14 protein-coding genes are annotated in these 17,383 nt (G+C 59.3%); 10 read left to right on the plus strand and 4 right to left on the minus strand.

The genetic code is table 11. The features are described from left to right. Positions 1-110: 110 nt before the first annotated feature. The gene (locus QQF73_RS07790) at positions 111-1,142 is read right to left on the minus strand and encodes a hypothetical protein (RefSeq protein ID WP_285367810.1); all 1,032 of its coding nucleotides are present in this window, start codon (positions 1,140-1,142) and stop codon (positions 111-113) included. Between the two features lie 342 nt (positions 1,143-1,484). On the opposite strand from QQF73_RS07790, the gene QQF73_RS07795 reads away from it, so the two are divergent. Beyond that, complete coding sequence (locus QQF73_RS07795) at positions 1,485-2,609, plus strand: esterase/lipase family protein (protein WP_219866054.1); 1,125 nt, start codon at positions 1,485-1,487, stop codon at positions 2,607-2,609. Between the two features lie 98 nt (positions 2,610-2,707). Here the strand turns inward: QQF73_RS07795 and QQF73_RS07800 are convergent, their stop codons facing one another. From QQF73_RS07800 to QQF73_RS07810, 3 genes are all read right to left on the minus strand, one after another. Further along, positions 2,708-4,081, minus strand: a complete 1,374-nt coding sequence (locus QQF73_RS07800) for a sodium:solute symporter family transporter (protein WP_285367811.1) — start codon at positions 4,079-4,081, stop codon at positions 2,708-2,710. 88 nt (positions 4,082-4,169) lie between these two features. After that, a complete protein-coding gene (locus QQF73_RS07805; protein WP_285367812.1) occupies positions 4,170-5,972 on the minus strand; it encodes a PHA/PHB synthase family protein in 1,803 nt (600 codons plus the stop codon). Between the two features lie 75 nt (positions 5,973-6,047). After that, the gene (locus QQF73_RS07810; protein WP_219866051.1) at positions 6,048-6,407 is read right to left on the minus strand and encodes a phasin family protein; all 360 of its coding nucleotides are present in this window, start codon (positions 6,405-6,407) and stop codon (positions 6,048-6,050) included. A 157-nt stretch (positions 6,408-6,564) separates the two neighbouring features. Between QQF73_RS07810 and QQF73_RS07815 the strand changes: the two genes are divergently transcribed. The 9 genes from QQF73_RS07815 (at position 6,565) to QQF73_RS07855 (ending at position 17,345) form a co-directional block, all read left to right on the plus strand. After that, complete coding sequence (locus QQF73_RS07815) at positions 6,565-6,885, plus strand: TraR/DksA family transcriptional regulator (protein ID WP_219866050.1); 321 nt, start codon at positions 6,565-6,567, stop codon at positions 6,883-6,885. A gap of 27 nt (positions 6,886-6,912) precedes the next feature. Beyond that, on the plus strand, positions 6,913-7,623 hold the full coding sequence (locus tag QQF73_RS07820) for an ABC transporter ATP-binding protein (protein WP_219866049.1): 711 nt from the start codon (positions 6,913-6,915) through the stop codon (positions 7,621-7,623). A gap of 4 nt (positions 7,624-7,627) precedes the next feature. Beyond that, entirely contained in the window at positions 7,628-9,994 is a 2,367-nt protein-coding gene (locus QQF73_RS07825) for an ABC transporter permease (RefSeq protein WP_219866048.1), read from the plus strand. A 51-nt stretch (positions 9,995-10,045) separates the two neighbouring features. Then, on the plus strand, positions 10,046-11,251 hold the full coding sequence (locus tag QQF73_RS07830; protein WP_285367814.1) for an efflux RND transporter periplasmic adaptor subunit: 1,206 nt from the start codon (positions 10,046-10,048) through the stop codon (positions 11,249-11,251). A gap of 87 nt (positions 11,252-11,338) precedes the next feature. Next, the gene (locus QQF73_RS07835) at positions 11,339-13,084 is read left to right on the plus strand and encodes an N-acyl-D-amino-acid deacylase family protein (protein ID WP_219866046.1); all 1,746 of its coding nucleotides are present in this window, start codon (positions 11,339-11,341) and stop codon (positions 13,082-13,084) included. A 64-nt stretch (positions 13,085-13,148) separates the two neighbouring features. Then, a complete protein-coding gene (locus QQF73_RS07840; protein WP_219866045.1) occupies positions 13,149-13,766 on the plus strand; it encodes a DUF2238 domain-containing protein in 618 nt (205 codons plus the stop codon). Positions 13,767-13,798: 32 nt separating this feature from the next. Further along, positions 13,799-15,262, plus strand: a complete 1,464-nt coding sequence (locus QQF73_RS07845) for an SLC13 family permease (RefSeq protein WP_219866044.1) — start codon at positions 13,799-13,801, stop codon at positions 15,260-15,262. 218 nt (positions 15,263-15,480) lie between these two features. Beyond that, positions 15,481-16,281, plus strand: a complete 801-nt coding sequence (locus QQF73_RS07850; protein ID WP_219866043.1) for a C39 family peptidase — start codon at positions 15,481-15,483, stop codon at positions 16,279-16,281. A gap of 53 nt (positions 16,282-16,334) precedes the next feature. Next, a complete protein-coding gene (locus tag QQF73_RS07855; RefSeq protein WP_219866042.1) occupies positions 16,335-17,345 on the plus strand; it encodes a transporter in 1,011 nt (336 codons plus the stop codon). Positions 17,346-17,383 lie beyond the last annotated feature (38 nt).

Raw genomic sequence — 17,383 nt, forward strand, 5'->3', positions numbered from 1 at the left:
TGTTAACCGGAAGCTAGTGTCGGCGTTGATCCACAAGCCAACAATGGGACCAAGGTGGAAGTTTTGGTAACAAATTGTAGATCCGCAAAAAGGCCCTGAATGCCTCGCTGTCAGTTTTGGCCAAAAACCCGTTCCTCCTTGAACCGGTAGTAACCGGCGGCTTCCTCGGACCGGATAACCTCTGCCATGTCCTTGCCGAAAACGTCCTCTGTGAGTTGATCCAGCGCTTCCTGGCGTTCGGGCCCCTGATCGTACTTGTCCAGAATGGCTTCCCGTTTGGCCTGGTAACGGTCGCCCTTGCTCCAGCGTTCGTCCCGGGTGCGGTCGAGGTTGCCCCAGCGGTCGAGGGCCTCCTCGTCCATGCCCAGCTCCGACCGAATGCCGCGAAGGGTCGCGTAGCGTTCTGAGACTGGCTGCTGGTGCAGGGAAGACTGCACCGAAGGCAAGCTGAGGAACCGGTCGGTCAGTTCCTGCCGCCGGTTTTCAAGTACGCGGTTGGCTTGCTCCCCATAGGTCTGTTCGATGGCGTCGGTGTACGCCCGGGCCTTGTTGAGGGGGGTGCCTTCGACCGACTCAATACTCTGGAGCGACTGCGACAATGCCTGATTCTGCAGTTCTGCCTGCCAGATCAGCTCCGCGTCCTCTCCGAACAGTTCCCGGCGTTTGGCCCAGATGAAGTCTCGCCGCTCTCCGGGAGCCATTGCCCTCAAGGCATATCGCTCCTGTTCCATGAAGGACTGGTAGGCAAGCAGGGCGGTCAACCGTTCCCTAAGTGCCCCATGGCGGTCCGGAAACCACGTTTGCAGAAGCGCCAACAGGTTCTCATGCCAGTGTTCCGGATCAATGGTGGAGAGGTAACGGATCATCTCCTCCAGCATGCGGATCTGGGATTTCGGCTGATCCAGGTGACTGCCATAGGTCGCGAGCAACTGGTCGTGGACCTGTTCAAGTTCGGTGTTGTCGGCGTCGACCGGCATCTCCGGTGCGGGTTCGGGTGCATCCGCAATAACTGGCTGGGATTCTGGCTTGGCCGGGGAAGCGTCGGGTGTCGGTGTGCCAGCACTGGTCGCGTACCAGGCGAACGCGGCAATGCCCAACACCAGACTTGTCAGGGCCAGACCCTGGACTTTGGTCGGTTTCACGTTGACCACCTTTCGTTGTTGTTCTGTGGATCGGTTGTGTCCTTACCAGACTGCCGTGAGTTTTCGCGCGTGCCAACCTCAACCCGGAGCCTGATCCGATCAATTCTGCAGGTCGTGACTGCAGTCACACAAAGACAGCGGCAGATCAGATAGAAATGGAGTGTCTGTGGTCGCAGACGCCTCGGTATTCTGGACGGTGACGTTTTGCCGTTCGTGCCGCGAGGATTCAGGGAGAGATTCAAGGTAGATGGAAACCTACCCGTGGGGATGTCGATGACAAGGCAGCCCCCAGGCAGCAAGTACCGTGGTTAGGCTCACAACAAAAACAAGAGACTAACAACAATGAAGAACCCAAGTGCCCTGAAAAAAATCGGTGCCGTCGCGGTGTGTGCAGCCGGCATCATCTTCTCATCCCCGGTTCTGGCCCGTGACGCCAACAAGACCCAGTTTCCCGTCGTGTTTGCCCACGGTATGTCGGGCTTCGATGACATCCTCGGTTACGACTACTGGGGTGATGACTACGGCACCTTCGTGCTCGATCCCTGTGACAAGTTGTTCGAAACCAATTGCAACGGCGACATCAACGACAACCAGCGCAGTTTCGTGTCGTCGGTGACCCCGTTCCAGAGCTCGGAAGTCCGTGGCTACCAGCTGGCAAACAACATCGAAAGTTACATGGCGACGTCGGGCGCCAGTCAGGTCAACATCGTGTCGCACTCACAGGGTGGTATCGATGCCCGCAAGGCGGCCCGACTGCTGCGTGAGCGCAAGGGTTACCGGGTCGTGCAAACTCACGTCAGTATCTCCTCTCCGCATCGCGGCTCGTCTGCAGCAAAATTCATTCTGGATTATTACGCCAACTCGGTGACCGAGACACTCGCGAACTACTTCGGTGATGTGATCTACGGCAGCGGCAACGACGCAATCGCGGGCGCAAAGCAACTGGTCTATAACGATTACGACCCCAATGACGGTGTCATCACCGGCATGAAGGCGTTCAATCAGAAATATCCGTCCAGCACCAGCTACGTGGCCAACTCGGTGTCGCTGATGACCGCCCAGGATGGCAGTAGCGTAAACCCGGCGCTATGGCTCTTGTCGGAGCTGATCTATGACATTGATGGCGACGGCTATTGCTACGACGATTGCAATAACGACGGTGCCGCGGGCCAGGGCGATGGCAATCCCAATGAACGGGATGATGACGGGCTGGTAGGAATCAACAGCCAGCAGCAGGGCTATCGCATGGAGTACGCCGAATGTTGGGGCTGCCTGGATTACGTCTGGGAGCGGACCAGCCTGGGCTATGTGTCTGACATCAACCATCCCAACAGCACCCAGATGACCTCATCGGCCTATGTGATTAACCAGGATCACCTGGACGTCGTGGGTGTGGGTCCGGACACCTTCGATGAAATGGAGTTCTACGCCGCCATCACGGATTACATCGCCGATCGTGGAAACTGACATCGGTCCCAATGCCAGTTGGGGCCGGTACCATGCCGGCCTCAGCCTGGTGTGTCTTCAGCTCAAAAAGTAGACGCGACACCTTTGTGTGGGCCGGTTCAGGTCCGGCTGGAAACCGGTCGAGCCAGTGCGAGACCGATACTGGCCAGGCCGGAGCCCGCGAGCGCACCGACAAACGGCATCAGGGTGGGAATGCTGCCCGGAAAACTGGCCGCCTCGAGTCCTGCCATGACCGAACCGCCGGTAATCCAGCCGGGGAGTATGGCCCCGAGCAGGCCCGCCAGGCCGCCAAAGATGGCTGCTGTCGTGGTCATCCGGGACCACAGGCCCAACAGCACCGGCAATACGGCGGTTGCACACAGCAAATCGGCAATCAGGAACAGCCTGAGCACTGAGATACCCTGCAACGCCACCAGCACCACCGGGATCATCAGTGCGACGGTGATCCAGCGAGCGGAGGTTATGGAGAGCCCGCGTTTTTCGGTTACCGCCAGAGAGGCCAGCGCGTTCTGCAGTGTGTCCACCGAGGAAGCCACCAGGGTTATGGCGAGAATCAGGGCCGGGAGGGTCAGCCAGGCTGGCGCCTCGCCCAGCAGGGCAAAGAATGGGATCGGCGGGCTGCCAAGGTCGGCACCGCTGAGAGAGGCCAGGATGCCCAGCCCACCGACGACCGCCACCACGATAACGGTGATCAGTCCGCCCAGGGCCGCACCGCGACTCAGGCTGCCGGTATCGCGGGCCGACCAGAGTCTCTGCCAGTACCCCTGGTGAAACAGGTTTGCGGCTGTCACCGCAATGATGAGGGTGAGCGCGACGCTGAGCGCGCTGGTTGCAGGCACCTCGGGCAGTCGGGAGGTGGATAGCTCGGGGAGCTGTCCGAGGCCGATAAAGCCGACAATGGCCAGCAGGCCAATCAGCAGGAAGGCCTGCCACTGGTCGGTTACGATGCTGGCGCGCAACCCGCCCCAGGCGGTATAGATCAGGGTGGTCAGCGCGACGCCGAGCAACACAAGATTGCCGTTGATGCCGGAAAGCAGGGAGGTTATCGCCCCGATCGCCGTCAGTTCTGCAGTAAGGAAACACAGCATGTACAGCACGGAGATCAGCGAAACATAGTGGCGCACGCCGCGACCGTAACAGGCCTGGGCAAACTCTCCGATGCTGCGGCCTTCCGGCAGAAGTTGTCGGATTGCGGGCCCGCAATAGGCAAACACGATGAACGGCAATGCCGCACCGATGGCGTAGCCTGCAAGCGCCAGGGGACCGACCAGGGCGCCAACTTCCGGGGGCGCAAACAGAATCCAGCCACCCATGCCGGACGCCAGGAAAGACAGGCCCAGTGCTCTTGCACCCTGGGTATTGCGTGCGGTTACGTAGTCGTCCAGGCCGCCATCGGCGAGTCGGGCTCTCAGGCCCAGCCAGGTAAAAACGAGCAGCGCAGCGGTCAGCGCTGCCACGGTGGTATAGAGCATCCCAAATCTCCGCCGGTCACAGGGCAGGCAATAGTGCCATATCCCGCTGTCAGCGGCGAGCCCGGGGTGCTCTGAGTGATGCCACCTGTCAGGTTTTGGCGGCTTCCGCGGCCTTTATCCGAACGTAACTGCCGGGCGCCTCCTCAAGAACCTCCAGATTTCCATCCCCCGGAAACCGTGCGGTGACAGTCTCCCCGGCATACTGACCGAGCCACTCGAACCAGTGCGGCCACCAGGAACCAGGGTGGTGGTCTGCCCCGGCAAACCAGGTGTCTGCATCGGCCGGCAGGGAGTCGTTGGTCCAATAACCGTATTTCTCGCGGTACGGCGGATTCACCACCCCGGCGATATGCCCGGAGCCGGAGAGTACGAAGCGAACCTGTCCGCCATGCACCAGGGCGCCCCGGTAGGTGGCCTTCCATTTGGCGATATGATCCTGTCGGGCGGAAAGGAAGAAGGAAGGCACGTCAATCTCCCGCAGGTTGATCGATTCGCCATTCAGGGTCAGGGAGTCCGGCTCGATCAGGCGATTGTTCAGGTACATCTCCCGCAGATAAAAGCTGTGCATTCGGGCCGGAAGGTTGGTGCCGTCGGTGTTCCAGTACAGGATGTCGAACGCCGCCGGCTTTTCACCTTTCAGGTAATGGTTGGTCCAGAATGACCAGAATAGTTCGTTTTCCCGCAACAGATTGAAGGTGAAGGCCATGGCCCGGCCATCCAGGTAGCCTTTGCGCTCCAGCATCCGCTCGATTCCACGGATCGAATGGTCGTTAATAAAAACGCCGATCCCGCCCGGATCCGAGAAATCCAGAAGTGTGGTGAAGTAGGTGGCGCTGATGATGGGTTTCCGACGCTTCTTTTTCAGCCAGGCCAGTGTCGAGCCGAGCAGAGTTCCGCCGACGCAGTAACCAATGGCATTCATACGGTCCTCGCCCGTGGCCTCGGTTACCGCAGCCATGGCCTCCAGTGGGCCCTGTCGCATGTAGTCATCCCAGCCCTTGTCCCGAAGTGACGGGCCGGGGTTGCGCCATGAAATCACAAACACCGTCTGGCCCTGGTTGACCAGCCACTGAATGAACGAGTTCCGGGCGGTCAGGTCGAGGATGTAATACTTGTTGATCCACGGGGGCACGATCAGCAGAGGCTGTTTGCTCACCGTCTCTGTTGCGGGCATGTACTGGATCAGCTGCATCAGCTCATTCTGGTAGACAACCTTGCCCGGTGTCGTTGCCAGATTCCGACCCACCTCAAAGGCCGAGCGGTCGGTCATTCCGACATTGAACAGTGACGGATTCTGGCGCAGGTCCTCGAACAGCTGGCGCCCACCGTCAACGAGGTTCAGGCCCTTGCGCTCCCACGTGATTCTGAGCACCTCGGGATTGGTGACGGGGTAGTTCGAGGGCGACAGCGCGCTGGTGAGTTGGCGGGCGTAGAAGAGCATCTGATCCCGTCCACTGGGGGGGAGTCCTTCCATCTGTTCCACCCACTTGAGAAAGGCGCGGCTATTGATCAGGTAGGCCTGATGCAGGACATCAAAAGGCAAATGCCTGTGCCAGTCGTCGGCCTGGAATCGGCGGTCGTCCTTCTCCGCCTCTATCACCGGCTGCTTTTCCCTGCCGGTCAGTCGGGCCAGGGTGTAGTAGCCCAAAGCGAGATGCTTGCGGCCAAGGTCGAGTTCGGCGCTGGCGAACCGCAGCGGGTGCAGCAGGAGGTCCTCGGCCATGGTGCGGTAGGCGTCCGACATTTCCGTCAGCGTGGAAAGTGAGGCGTCGTCCATCACGCCACTGTCGCCAAGCCATTTCTCCAGCTGTTGCTGGCCTTGTCGAAAATTGGTTTCAAAACCGTTGATCAGATGGCTGGTGGTTTTGCTGAGCAGATCCAGACCGAACATAGCAGCACTCTCATTACCAAAGGCAGAACAGCCGGAGCGGGCAAACCCCGGACCGGCTGCGTTTTTAACACTGGGTCAGGCCGCGGTCTTGCCGCTGGAACCAGACTTGGATGCCGCCGGTTTGGCTTTAGCCGTTTCGGCCTTTGGGGTGTCGAAGGCTTGCTGGATCTGTTCCCGGGCCTCGGTGAAATAGTCCTGCCATGCTTTCCAGTCGGCCGTGAACTGCTCGCTCAGGGATTTCAGGGTTTCCGCCTGATCTCCGGTCAGGGTTTTCAGTCCGTCGAGATCTCGTACTTCCGAGACTTTCTTCGCCTGTTCCGTGGCGACATCCGCGTAGCGTCGGAATGCGTCCATCTGCATTTCCGCGGCCTTGCTGAACTGCTCGATCAGGGTTTCGTTGAAGCGGCTGGCTTTTTCAAACATCTCATTATTCATGCTGACAACTCCTTTGTTGGCATAACGGTTGAGTGGCTATTCTGCCCGAGCTCGCCGCGAACAAATTTGACAGGCGTCAAGCCCGTGTTCGGCTTATGCTTTAGGGTGTGGCATTAACGGTTGAATGCCTGATTTTCCCGCTGGCAGGAGGCGCCTGATGAGTAATCGGAAAGCAGAACTTGAAACACTGCGGGCTGACCTGAAGGTCCGGTTGTCCCGTTTTGAAGCTCACCAACACCGGGAAGACGGAGCTCTGGACAAGGATTTCGAGGAGCAGGCGAGTCAGACCCAGAACGATGAGGTGGTGGATTCGCTTGAGGTGGAAACCCGCGAGGAGCTTGCCCAGATTGAACGCGCGCTCGAGCGCATCGAGAACGGGATTGGTGATGAGTGTGAGTCCTGCGGTGAGCCGATTGATCCTCGTCGTCTGCAGGTGCTGCCGTATACCACCCTTTGCGTTGATTGTGCTGAAGACTGACCGACATCGGGACCAGGGACGGTACTGATGGATCCGCAACCTGTATTTCACACCCGGGGCCTGACCAAATCCTATGATCTGGGCGAGGTTCAGGTCCATGCCTTGCGCGGGGTTGATCTGGATCTCTACGCCGGGGAACTGGTCGTTATGCTGGGGGCATCGGGTTCGGGTAAATCCACGCTGGTCAACATTCTCGGTGGCCTGGATGTGCCGACCTCTGGGGAGGTCCGGTACCGGGACGTTGATCTGAACAACGCCGGGGATCGTGAACTCACACATTACCGGCGTGACCACGTTGGTTTCGTATTCCAGTTCTATAATCTCATTCCCAGTCTCACAGCGTGGGAGAATGTCGCCGTCGTCACTGAGATTGCGACACGGCCCATGACCCCCGAGGCTGCATTGGATCTCGTGGGCCTGCGGGACCGAATGCATCATTTTCCCGCCCAGCTGTCCGGCGGGGAACAACAACGGGTCGCCATTGCCCGGGCCGTTGCCAAGCGCCCGGACGTACTTCTGTGTGATGAGCCAACCGGAGCCCTGGACTCGCAGACCGGCATTCTCGTGCTGGAGGCGCTGGAAAGTGCCAACCGGGAAACCGGGACCACGACCGTCATTATCACCCACAATGCGTCGATTGCCGGTATGGCGGACCGGGTGATTACCCTGTCCGATGGCAACATCAGTGGTGAACGGCGGAACAGTGAACGCCAGCCACCACACACCCTGAGCTGGTAGGGCGATGACTTCCGCGTTGGCGACCAAGGTACGCCGGGAACTCTGGCAGATGAGGGGGCAGGTATTTGCCATCGCTCTGGTGATTGCCGGTGGCGTCGCCGTGTGCGTGATGTCGCTGGTGGCCTATTCCTCACTGTCTGCCACTCGCGGCCAGTACTACGAGCAGTTCCAGTTTGCCGAGGTGTTCGCCTCGGTGAAGCGCGCCCCGGAGCATGTGCTGACGCAGGTGGCGGCGATTCCCGGAGTCAGCCGGCTCACGGGTCGGGTTGAGGGGGCGGCGAAGCTGGAAATGCCCGGGTTCACTGACCCGGTTTCTGCCCGGGTGTTGTCCCTGCCCGTCGAAGGGCAACCCGAGGTCAATCGTCTGTTTGTCCGGGAAGGCCGTTTACCGGCCCCCGGCAGGACCGGAGAGGTCGCTACCGTGGGTGCATTTGCCGAGGCCCACGGTCTGTTACCCGGTGATCGGTTCTCGGCCATCATCAATGGGCGCCAGCAGACGCTGACACTCACCGGTATCGTGGAGTCGCCGGAATTCATTTATGTGATTCCACCGGGCGCTATGCTTCCGGATTTTGAACGCTATGGCGTACTCTGGTTGAGTTCGGAATCACTGGCGGCGGCAATGGACATGCGGGGCGCTCTCAACAGCGTGGTGGTCAGGGTCGAACCCGGCTACCCGGTGGCGTCGGTGATCGACGCACTTGACCGGTTGCTGGACCGGTACGGGGCCACCGGGGCTTACGCCCGGGAAGATCAGTTCTCACACCGATTTCTCAGTGATGAACTGGACCAGCTCAAGATCATGGCGACAGTCTTCCCCCTGATCTTCATGAGCGTTGCCATGTTTCTTCTCAACGTAGTCATAAGTCGCCTGGTGAGCACCCAGAGAGACATCATTGCGGTGCTGAAAGCCTTCGGTTACGACAACCGCCAAATAGCCTGGCATTACAGCCAGCTCGTGTTGACCATAGCCGCCATGGGCCTTGTACTCGGTATTGGCTTTGGAGTCTGGCTGGGGAGGGGCCTGGGTGAGCTGTACATGGAATTCTACCGGTTTCCGGGGCTATTGTTCCGGCTCGATCCGGCCTGGCTTGTGATGCTGGCCATGATCACCGTCGTGGTCGCCTGGCTGGGAGGCTGGCGTGCCATCCGTTCGGCGGCCTCGATGGCGCCAGCGGAAGCCATGCGACCGGAAGGGCCCGCGAAATTCCGGATCACTCGGGCGGAAAAGTGGCTGTCCGCAATACGGTTTAGCCAACCCTCCCGAATGATTGTCCGGCAGACGACCCGGCGACCTCTCCGCGCCTTCCTGTCGATGATCGGGGTGGCGATGTCCACGGCGATCATCATGGTTGGAAACTTTCAGTTCGATTCGGTCCAGCTCATGGTGCAGACCGAGTTTGCGAGGGTGCAGCAACAGGACCTGACGGCTACCCTGATCGAGCCGGTCAACGCCGCGGCTCTGTTCGGGTTGCAGCGCCAGCCAGGGGTCCGTTTTGTCGAAGGGCGTCGCTCGGTCGCCGCAAGGTTGGTCAACGGGCACCGGGAGTGGCGCAGTGCTTTGATCGGAATCCCCGGGGACGCCGCGCTTCAGTTTGTTGTCGACAAGGATCTGGAGACTGTGAGCCTGCCCGCCGACGGCCTTCTTCTGACGGACTTTCTTGCCAGCGAGCTTGGGGTGTCTGCAGGCGAGAACCTCACGGTTGAGATTCTCGAAGGCGACCGCCGAACCCTGTCTGTGCCGGTGGCCGGAACCACCAGCGAGTTCCTCGGCGTGGGCGCCTACATGAGGCTCGATGCCCTGAATCGGGTCTTGGGAGATGGGCCACTGATCAACCAGGCCCTATTGAATGTGGATCCTGCTCTTGAAGATACCGTGTATCGGCAACTCCGGGAAACGCCGGGCGTGCTCGGTATAGGCATCCGGCAGGCCATGCTCGACAGTTTCTACGAGACGATGGCGCAAACCTTTCTCACCTTTACGTTTTTCAACAGCCTGTTGGGTGCAATCATCGCATTCGGCGTGATCTACAACACGATCCGCATATCGCTGGCGGAAAAAGGCCGGGAATTGGCTAGTCTTCGGGTATTGGGGTACACCCATAACGAGATTGCCCACATCCTCTTTGGCGAAATGGCGCTGCTGTTGGTAACCGGCATCGTGTTCGGCTGGCTGATCGGGCATGTACTGGCGTTTCTGCTTATTACCGCGCTGCAGACTGAGCTGTACCGGGTGCCTCTGACCATCACGACCCAGACTCTGGCGATGTCAGCGTCGGTCGTGCTGTTGTCGGCCCTGGCATCGGGCATGGTTGCCTGGTGGCGTCTCAAGAAACTGGATCTGGTGGCGGTGTTGAAAACCAGGGAGTGATGAAGCTCGCCGGTCCGGATTCTCGGATCGGAGCGAATCGGGAAACGGGTTATGACAGAAAAGCGTTCTGCAGGTAAGTGGATTTTCTGGGGGCTGTTCTCCGTCCTGGTCGTTGGGGCGGTGTACTTCACCCTGCGGCCGGATCCGGTCTGGGTTGATCTGGCGCCGACAGAACGGGGTGAAATGGAAGTCTCGATCACCGAGGAAGGTAAGACCCGGGTGAAGGACCGCTACCTGGTTTCCTCTCCGGTTGCTGGTTATCTGCATCGGGTGTCGCTCGACGTGGGCGATCCCGTGACGCCCGGCCAACTGTTGACCGAGGTGGATCCGATGCCGGCCAGTGTCCTGGATGCGCGCAGCAGGGCGGAGGCCGAGGCCCGGGTCGGAGCCGCGCGATCTGCCCTCAATTCAGCCCGCCAGAAAGTGGCGGCCGCTGAGGCCGAGGCGGTCTTTGCCGCCAGGGAATTGACAAGATTGCAGGCGCTCAGCAGCAATCATTTTGTCTCGGAGGATCGGCTTCAACAGGCCGAAGCGGCTGACGAGCGCGCCCAGGCGATTCTAAGGTCCGCCCGGTTTGACGAGGAGGTCATGGCCCACGAGCTGAGCGCGGCACGCACACGGCTTGAGGTGTCCGCTGCCCGAAAAACCGGGAATGGCGTCATTGAACGTGTTGAGGTCAGATCACCGGTCAACGGTGCCATTCTGGATATTGTCCGCAAGAGTGAAGGCGTGATACAGGCGGGCGAGGCAATCCTGGAAGTGGGAGATCCGGGCGCGTTGGAAGTGGTGGTGGACGTTCTGAGTTTCGATGCGGTCAAATTGACACCCGGGGTCAGGACCAGGCTGACCGGTTGGGGTGGAACGACACTTGACGCCACGGTGATAAGGGTTGAACCGGTTGGGTTTGAGGATATTTCGGCCCTGGGTGTCGAAGAGCAGAGGGTTCAGGTGGTGGCGGATATTGTAAGCCCGGTGGACGAGTGGAAGATGCTCGGTGACGGGTATCGGGTGGACGCCACGTTTATTCTCTGGGAGGCCGATGACGTGTTGCGGATTCCTGCTTCGGCCATCTTCGACCATGAGGGGGGGCGTCACGTTTTCCAGGCGGTCGAGGACAGGGCCAGGCTGACACCGATCGTTACCGGCCGTAGCAACGGCCTTTACACCGTTGTGAAGGAGGGTCTGGCTGAGGGTGACGAGGTGGTTCGTCATCCGGACCGGCAACTGGAGGATGGCGGGCGGATTCGGATTCGGTAGCTGTTGGCGATGGTAAAACGAAGCAATGTCGGGCGGGTCTGGCTAGACTGTTTCCGCAGAAGAACAACATGACAGGAGTCAGTCTCCATGAACCGGTATGACACGCTTATCATCGGTGGCCGCTATTTTGATGGGACCGGCGGGCCATCCCGCATCGCCCATGTGGCCGTTCGCGACGGGCAAATCGAGCGGGTCTTCAATTCCGAACCCGACACCAGCCTGGCGGATCGGGTGATCAACGCCGAGGGGTGTTGGGTTACACCGGGATTCCTTGATACCCACACCCACTATGATGCGGAACTGATTGTCGCCCCCTCGCTGTCCGAATCCGTGCGTCACGGGGTCACCACGGTATTGATCGGCAGCTGTTCCCTGAGCATGGTGTGCTCGGATGCCGAAGATGCCTCGGACATTTTCACCCGCGTGGAGACGGTGCCGCGGGAGAAAGTCCTCCCGATTCTGCAACAGCATAAGAGCTGGCGTACGCCCTCCGGTTGGCTGAGCTTTCTTCGCGACCATCCGCTGGGGCCCAATGTCATCAGTTTTCTCGGACACAGCGATCTGCGTGTCGGTGTCATGGGGCTTCACCGCGCGACGGATCGACGCATCAAGCCAACCCCGGAGGAACTGGGGCGTATGGAGCAGCTGCTGGAGGAGGCGTTACAGGTGGGGTTCCTGGGTCTGTCGACCATGTGCCTGAAATGGGACAAGGTGGATGGCGACCGGGAATGGTCCAAGAGCCTGCCCAGCACCTATGCGCGCTGGCGTGAGGTCAGCCGCCTGAACCGGCTGCTGCGCCGCTACGGACGCGTGCACCAGGGAGCGCCCAACGCTGCGAATCCGCTTCAGGTAACCCAGTATCTCAAGGAAACCCTGGGCTGGTTCCGGAAACCCTTGAAAACCACCCTGATCGCGATGATCGATCTCAAGGGAAATCCCACGGTTCGGCCCATGGCCAATCTTGTGGGCTGGCTCGCCAATGCCTTCCGAGGCAATTTCCGCTGGCAGCTTCTGCCAACGCCCTTTGCAATCTATGCTGACGGCATGGACATCGTGTTGTTCGAAGAATTCGGGGCCGGAGAAATGGCACTGGATGTCCGTGACCAGCTTGAACGCAATGAGTTGCTGAAAGACGAGGAGTACCGGCGCACCTTTCGCAAGTTTTACAAGGAGAAGCTGTCGCCCCGGGTCTGGCAGAGAGACTTCGGAGACGCCATTGTCCTGGGGTGCCCGGATCCCTCCCTGATCGGTCGGAACTTCGCCGAACTGGCGGACGAACGCGGAATCCATGTGGTCGACTTTTTCCTGGATATGGTCGTCGCCCACGGTCGGGCATTGCGATGGTTTACGGTGGTGGGCAATCATCGCGAGGACCGGCTTCGGCAAATGGTGAAAAATCCCCACGCCCTGATTACGTTCTCTGACGCCGGTGCCCACATCCGCAACATGGCTTTCTACAACCTGCCTCTGCGGTTCCTGAAACTCGTTCAGAAAAGCCATCAACAGGGCCAGCCGGTAATGTCTCTGGAACGCGCCGTGCACCGGCTGACCGGGGAGCAGGCCGATTGGCTGGGCATTGAGGCCGGCCATATCCGGGAGGGGGACCGCGCCGACATTACCATCCTTGACCCCGAGGGCCTGAGTCAGGATCTGGAGCAGGTCAGTTGGGCGGAGATGGAGAGTTTCGGGCTGGAACGGATGGTCAACCGGGTGCCGGGGTGCGTGAAGCATGTGCTGATCAATGGTCGCCCCGCGGTCACGGATGAACAGATCGAGCCGGCCCTGGGCAGGGAAACCGGTTTTGGCAGGTTCCTGCCCACCACGACGGACTGATTGTGATAATGGCGCCTTTGCTATGAACCAAGAAACCGAATGGACAGACAACAGGAAGGATGGAATGGCACGAATACCGGTAGCAGCTCTGGTCTGGACCCTGGTGTTTCTGGCAGTCCTGATCTGGTCCGGGATCGGGCCCAGGGACCGCGCCACGTGGGTTCTTGAGGTGCTCCCGGCGGTCATTGGTTTGTTACTGGTGGCCTGGTGCGTTGTCCGTTTTCCGCTTACGCCAATGCTGTACTGGTTGATTCTGGTTCACGCGGTCATTCTCATGGTGGGAGGGCACTACACCTATGCCGAGGTGCCCCTGTTCGACTGGTTTGGTGACTGGTTTGGTTGGGAGCGGAACAACTATGACAAGTTGGGGCATTTCGCTCAGGGATTCGTCCCGGCCCTGGTTGCCCGGGAGCTGGTTATCCGGCTGGAGGTGTTCGCCAGGAGTGGCTGGCGGGCTTTCTTTGTAGTCTGTTTTTGCCTGGCGTTCAGTGCATTCTATGAACTGATCGAGTGGTGGGTTGCGCTGGCAAGCGAGGAAGCGGCCGAATCCTTTCTCGGGACTCAGGGCTACGTGTGGGACACCCAGTCCGACATGGCCTGGGCACTGGCTGGCGCCATCCTTGCCTTATTGACACTGGGAAAGCTTCAGGACCGTCAGATCGCGGCGCTTGGCCGGCGCTGATCCGGCCTGTTCGCTCGATTGGTCCGTTTGCCATGACTGACGCAACAGATTCCACGAAGGGGGCACCGGGGCTGCCCAAAATCCAGCTCATCGGGTTGGCGCTTGGCGCGCTCTTCCTGATAGCAACACAGCTTTTGCCGCCACCTCAAACCATGGGGCCCGATGCCTGGGCGGCCCTTGGTCTGATGCTATTGATGGCGACCTGGTGGTCGACCGAAGCCATCCCGATTCCTGCAACAGCATTACTCCCCATTGTTCTGGTTCCGGCACTGGGACTGGGGTCGATCAGTGAAGCGACTTCCCCATACGCCCATCCGATCATCTTCCTGTTTCTGGGAGGGTTCACCCTCGGCCTGGCGATGCAGCGCTGGAACTTGCATCGGCGCATTGCGCTGCTGACGCTCAAGGCCATGGGCGACGAGCCCAGGCGTCAGATTGGTGGCTTTATGCTCGCCACGGCTTTTCTTAGCATGTGGGTGAGCAACACCGCTACGTCAATCATGATGTTGCCGATCGGTCTGTCGGTGATTGCCATGATGGATACTGATAACCCGGACGGCGTTCGCCGGTATGCCATCGCGTTGCTGCTTGCTATCGCCTATTCGGCAAGCATCGGCGGCATTGCGACGCTCATAGGTACGCCGCCCAATGCTTTGCTGGCGGCCTATCTGAGTGAGAGCCAGGGGGTGTCCGTGGGGTTTGCACAATGGATGCTGCTTGGCGTTCCGATAACGGTCGTAATGTTGATGGTCGCCTGGTGGTGGCTGACCCGTCGGGATTTCGGGATTGGCCGAAAGGGCGACAGTGGCCGGATGATTCGGGACGAACTGGCAGCTCTGGGTCCGTTAACGAAGGGGGAAAAGCTGGTCGGGCTGGTGTTTGTGGTGACTGCGAGCGCCTGGATTTTCCGCCCGTTGCTCTCCCACGGGCTGATGCCCTGGCTCAGTGACACGGGGATTGCCATCGCCGCAGCCGTCGTGATGTTTATTCTGCCGGTCGATTCACGGCGACGGGTATTTGTGCTGGACTGGGATACCGCCCGGGGAATTCCCTGGGGCGTTCTGCTGTTATTTGGTGGCGGGCTGGCTATGGCCGGAGTCATTGGCAGTTCGGGGTTGGCGCAGTGGATCGCCGGGAGCCTGGGGGTGGCCGGTGTACTGCCACCCGTGGTCATCATTGCCCTGGTGGTGGGGGTGATTATTTTCCTCACCGAAGTGACCAGCAATACCGCTACGGCCGCGGCATTTTTGCCTCTCCTGGGAGCGCTGGCAGTGTCTCAGGGGGTGTCGCCACTGTTGTTGACCGTTCCGGCCGCGGTTGCGGCAAGCTGCGCTTTCATGATGCCTGTGGCGACACCGCCTAACGCCATTGTATTTTCTTCCGGACACTTGAAGATCGGTGACATGATCAGCGCGGGTTTTGTACTAAACCTGATCGGTGTCGGGGTGGTCACCGTGCTTTGCTACGTTCTCCTCGGTTTCGTGTTTACGAGCTGAAGCTGCTTCCCATCGACTCCCTTCCGAACAGAGCTTTGACTGCCTGCCTCTCAGGAAAAGCCTTGAACCAGTTCTCAAATCCGTTTCCGGAGGCCTCTTCTGCAGCGACAGATTTGAGGCACAGTTATCTTTAAGGGCTCAGGCTTTTCGGTATCTTACCGTAACAACATGTAACCCGATAAATGTCATGGCTAACAAGAACAGGGATCTCCTCTGACATGCTGCTGGTGCTCGCCGGATCCATTCTCACATTCACCATGGTGCAGGAAGCGACCGTGGTCGAGCCGTTCGAAAAAGGCACCGTTGTCATCGAGCAGGATGTTGATTCCGGGCCGGTGCGGCTGCGGTCCGATATCCGGGTGGAGCCGCTGGTCGAGCAGAAGTATCGGAACATCGTGCGCCAGGCCTATGACTACAGTTGCGGGAGCGCGGCACTGACAACGGTGCTGAATTTCTATCTGGGGCGGACCCTGTCGGAACGTCAGGTGATGGAAGGCCTGCTTCATTACGGTGAGAGTGAGCGGATCGTCGAGCGCCGGGCCTTCTCCATGCTGGACATGAAGCGTCTGGTGACCGCACTTGGATACCCCTCCGGCGGGTTCCGGGCAACGATCGACGATCTCAAGGATCTCGACCACCCGGCCATTGTTCCGATCCACCATGCCGGCTTCAAACACTTCGTTGTTCTTCGGACCATTCGGGATGGACGTGTGTACCTGGCGGATCCGTCGGTCGGGAATATCTCCTTTCCGCTGGCGGAGTTTGAAGACAAATGGGACGACAACGTTCTGTTTATCGTGTTTCCAGGCAGTGATAAGCCCCTGGACAACCTGGAGTTAAAAGAGGAAGACCTGCGGTTTGTAGACGACCAGACCATGACTTTGCTGGCACTGGAACGGATTCCGGAATTCCACGAGGCGACCGAAAGGCGAATCGAGAACCTCCTGGAACGCCAGAAGAATAACCCCGACGGCAGCGTAGAGAACACCAGAAAGCAACTGCATTACCGTCGCAACTAATTCCCGGGTAGTTATCCGGATCAGGACATTACAAATAAAATAAGGGAGTCAGGATGAATCGTTGGTTTGTGCGAGGCTTTATCCTTGTTTCCACGGCAGGACTGCTTCCGGGCATGGCCCTGGCGCAGGAAGGCAATGTTGACCAGGCGAGGGAAGCCCTGGCCAAGCAAGAGGGAGACGAGGACTCTTCACGCCAGCTGGAAGAAGTTTTCCAGGCTGCGGAGAAGAATTACTCGCTACAGAAAAAAGGCACTCACGCCCTCAATTACTCGTTTGATTATTCCTATACGGCCGACCAACGTCTGGATCTGGCCATCACCGACGGCTCGGTCAGGAATCTGGACGTGGTCCCCTCGGCCACCCATAACTTCACCAATGCCTTTTCCTACGACTACGGCCTGTTGGACAACCTGACCGTCGGTACACGGATTCCGTTGGTTGTGAAGTACGATTCCCAGGACGAACTCACTGTCTACGATTTCGGCGACATTTCCTTCACAGGTCGGTGGCAGCCGTTTGCCTATGTACCCGGCAAGATGTCGACGACTCTGTTCGGAACCTTCACCACAAAAACCGGCGTGAGTCCGTACGAGATCGACATCAACGAGCAGCTCTCGACCGGCAGTGGCTATTACTCTCTGGCCGGTGGAACCAGCCTCTCCAAGGTTCTTGATCCCGTGGTGGTGTTCGGTTCGGTCAGCCTGACCTACAACCTGCCCGCCGAGGATCTGAATCAGGTCAGGGGGGCCCGTTTGCTGACCGAGGTTGATCCTGGATTTGGACTGTCGGGCTCTGCCGGCTTTGCCTACTCCCTGTCCTACGACATCTCCCTGAGTATTTCCGCACAGCTCAGTTACAGCGACGAAACCGTGCTTACCTTCAGCAACGGTGATCAGGCCGTTGCCCAGGACCAGATGACCGGCTTCCTGAGCATGTCACTTGGTACCCGGGTCAGCGACACCACCATCGTGAATACCAGTCTTGGTATTGGTTTGACCGAGGATGCCCCGGACTTCTCCCTGGGTGTATCCCTGCCCATTAATTTCTCCGGCCTCAAAGAGTGATTGGTGCCGCCGACGTTTTACGGGAAGGGAAGGAATTC

This window comes from Marinobacter albus (genome assembly GCF_030238305.1).
Lineage (GTDB): Bacteria > Pseudomonadota > Gammaproteobacteria > Pseudomonadales > Oleiphilaceae > Marinobacter > Marinobacter albus.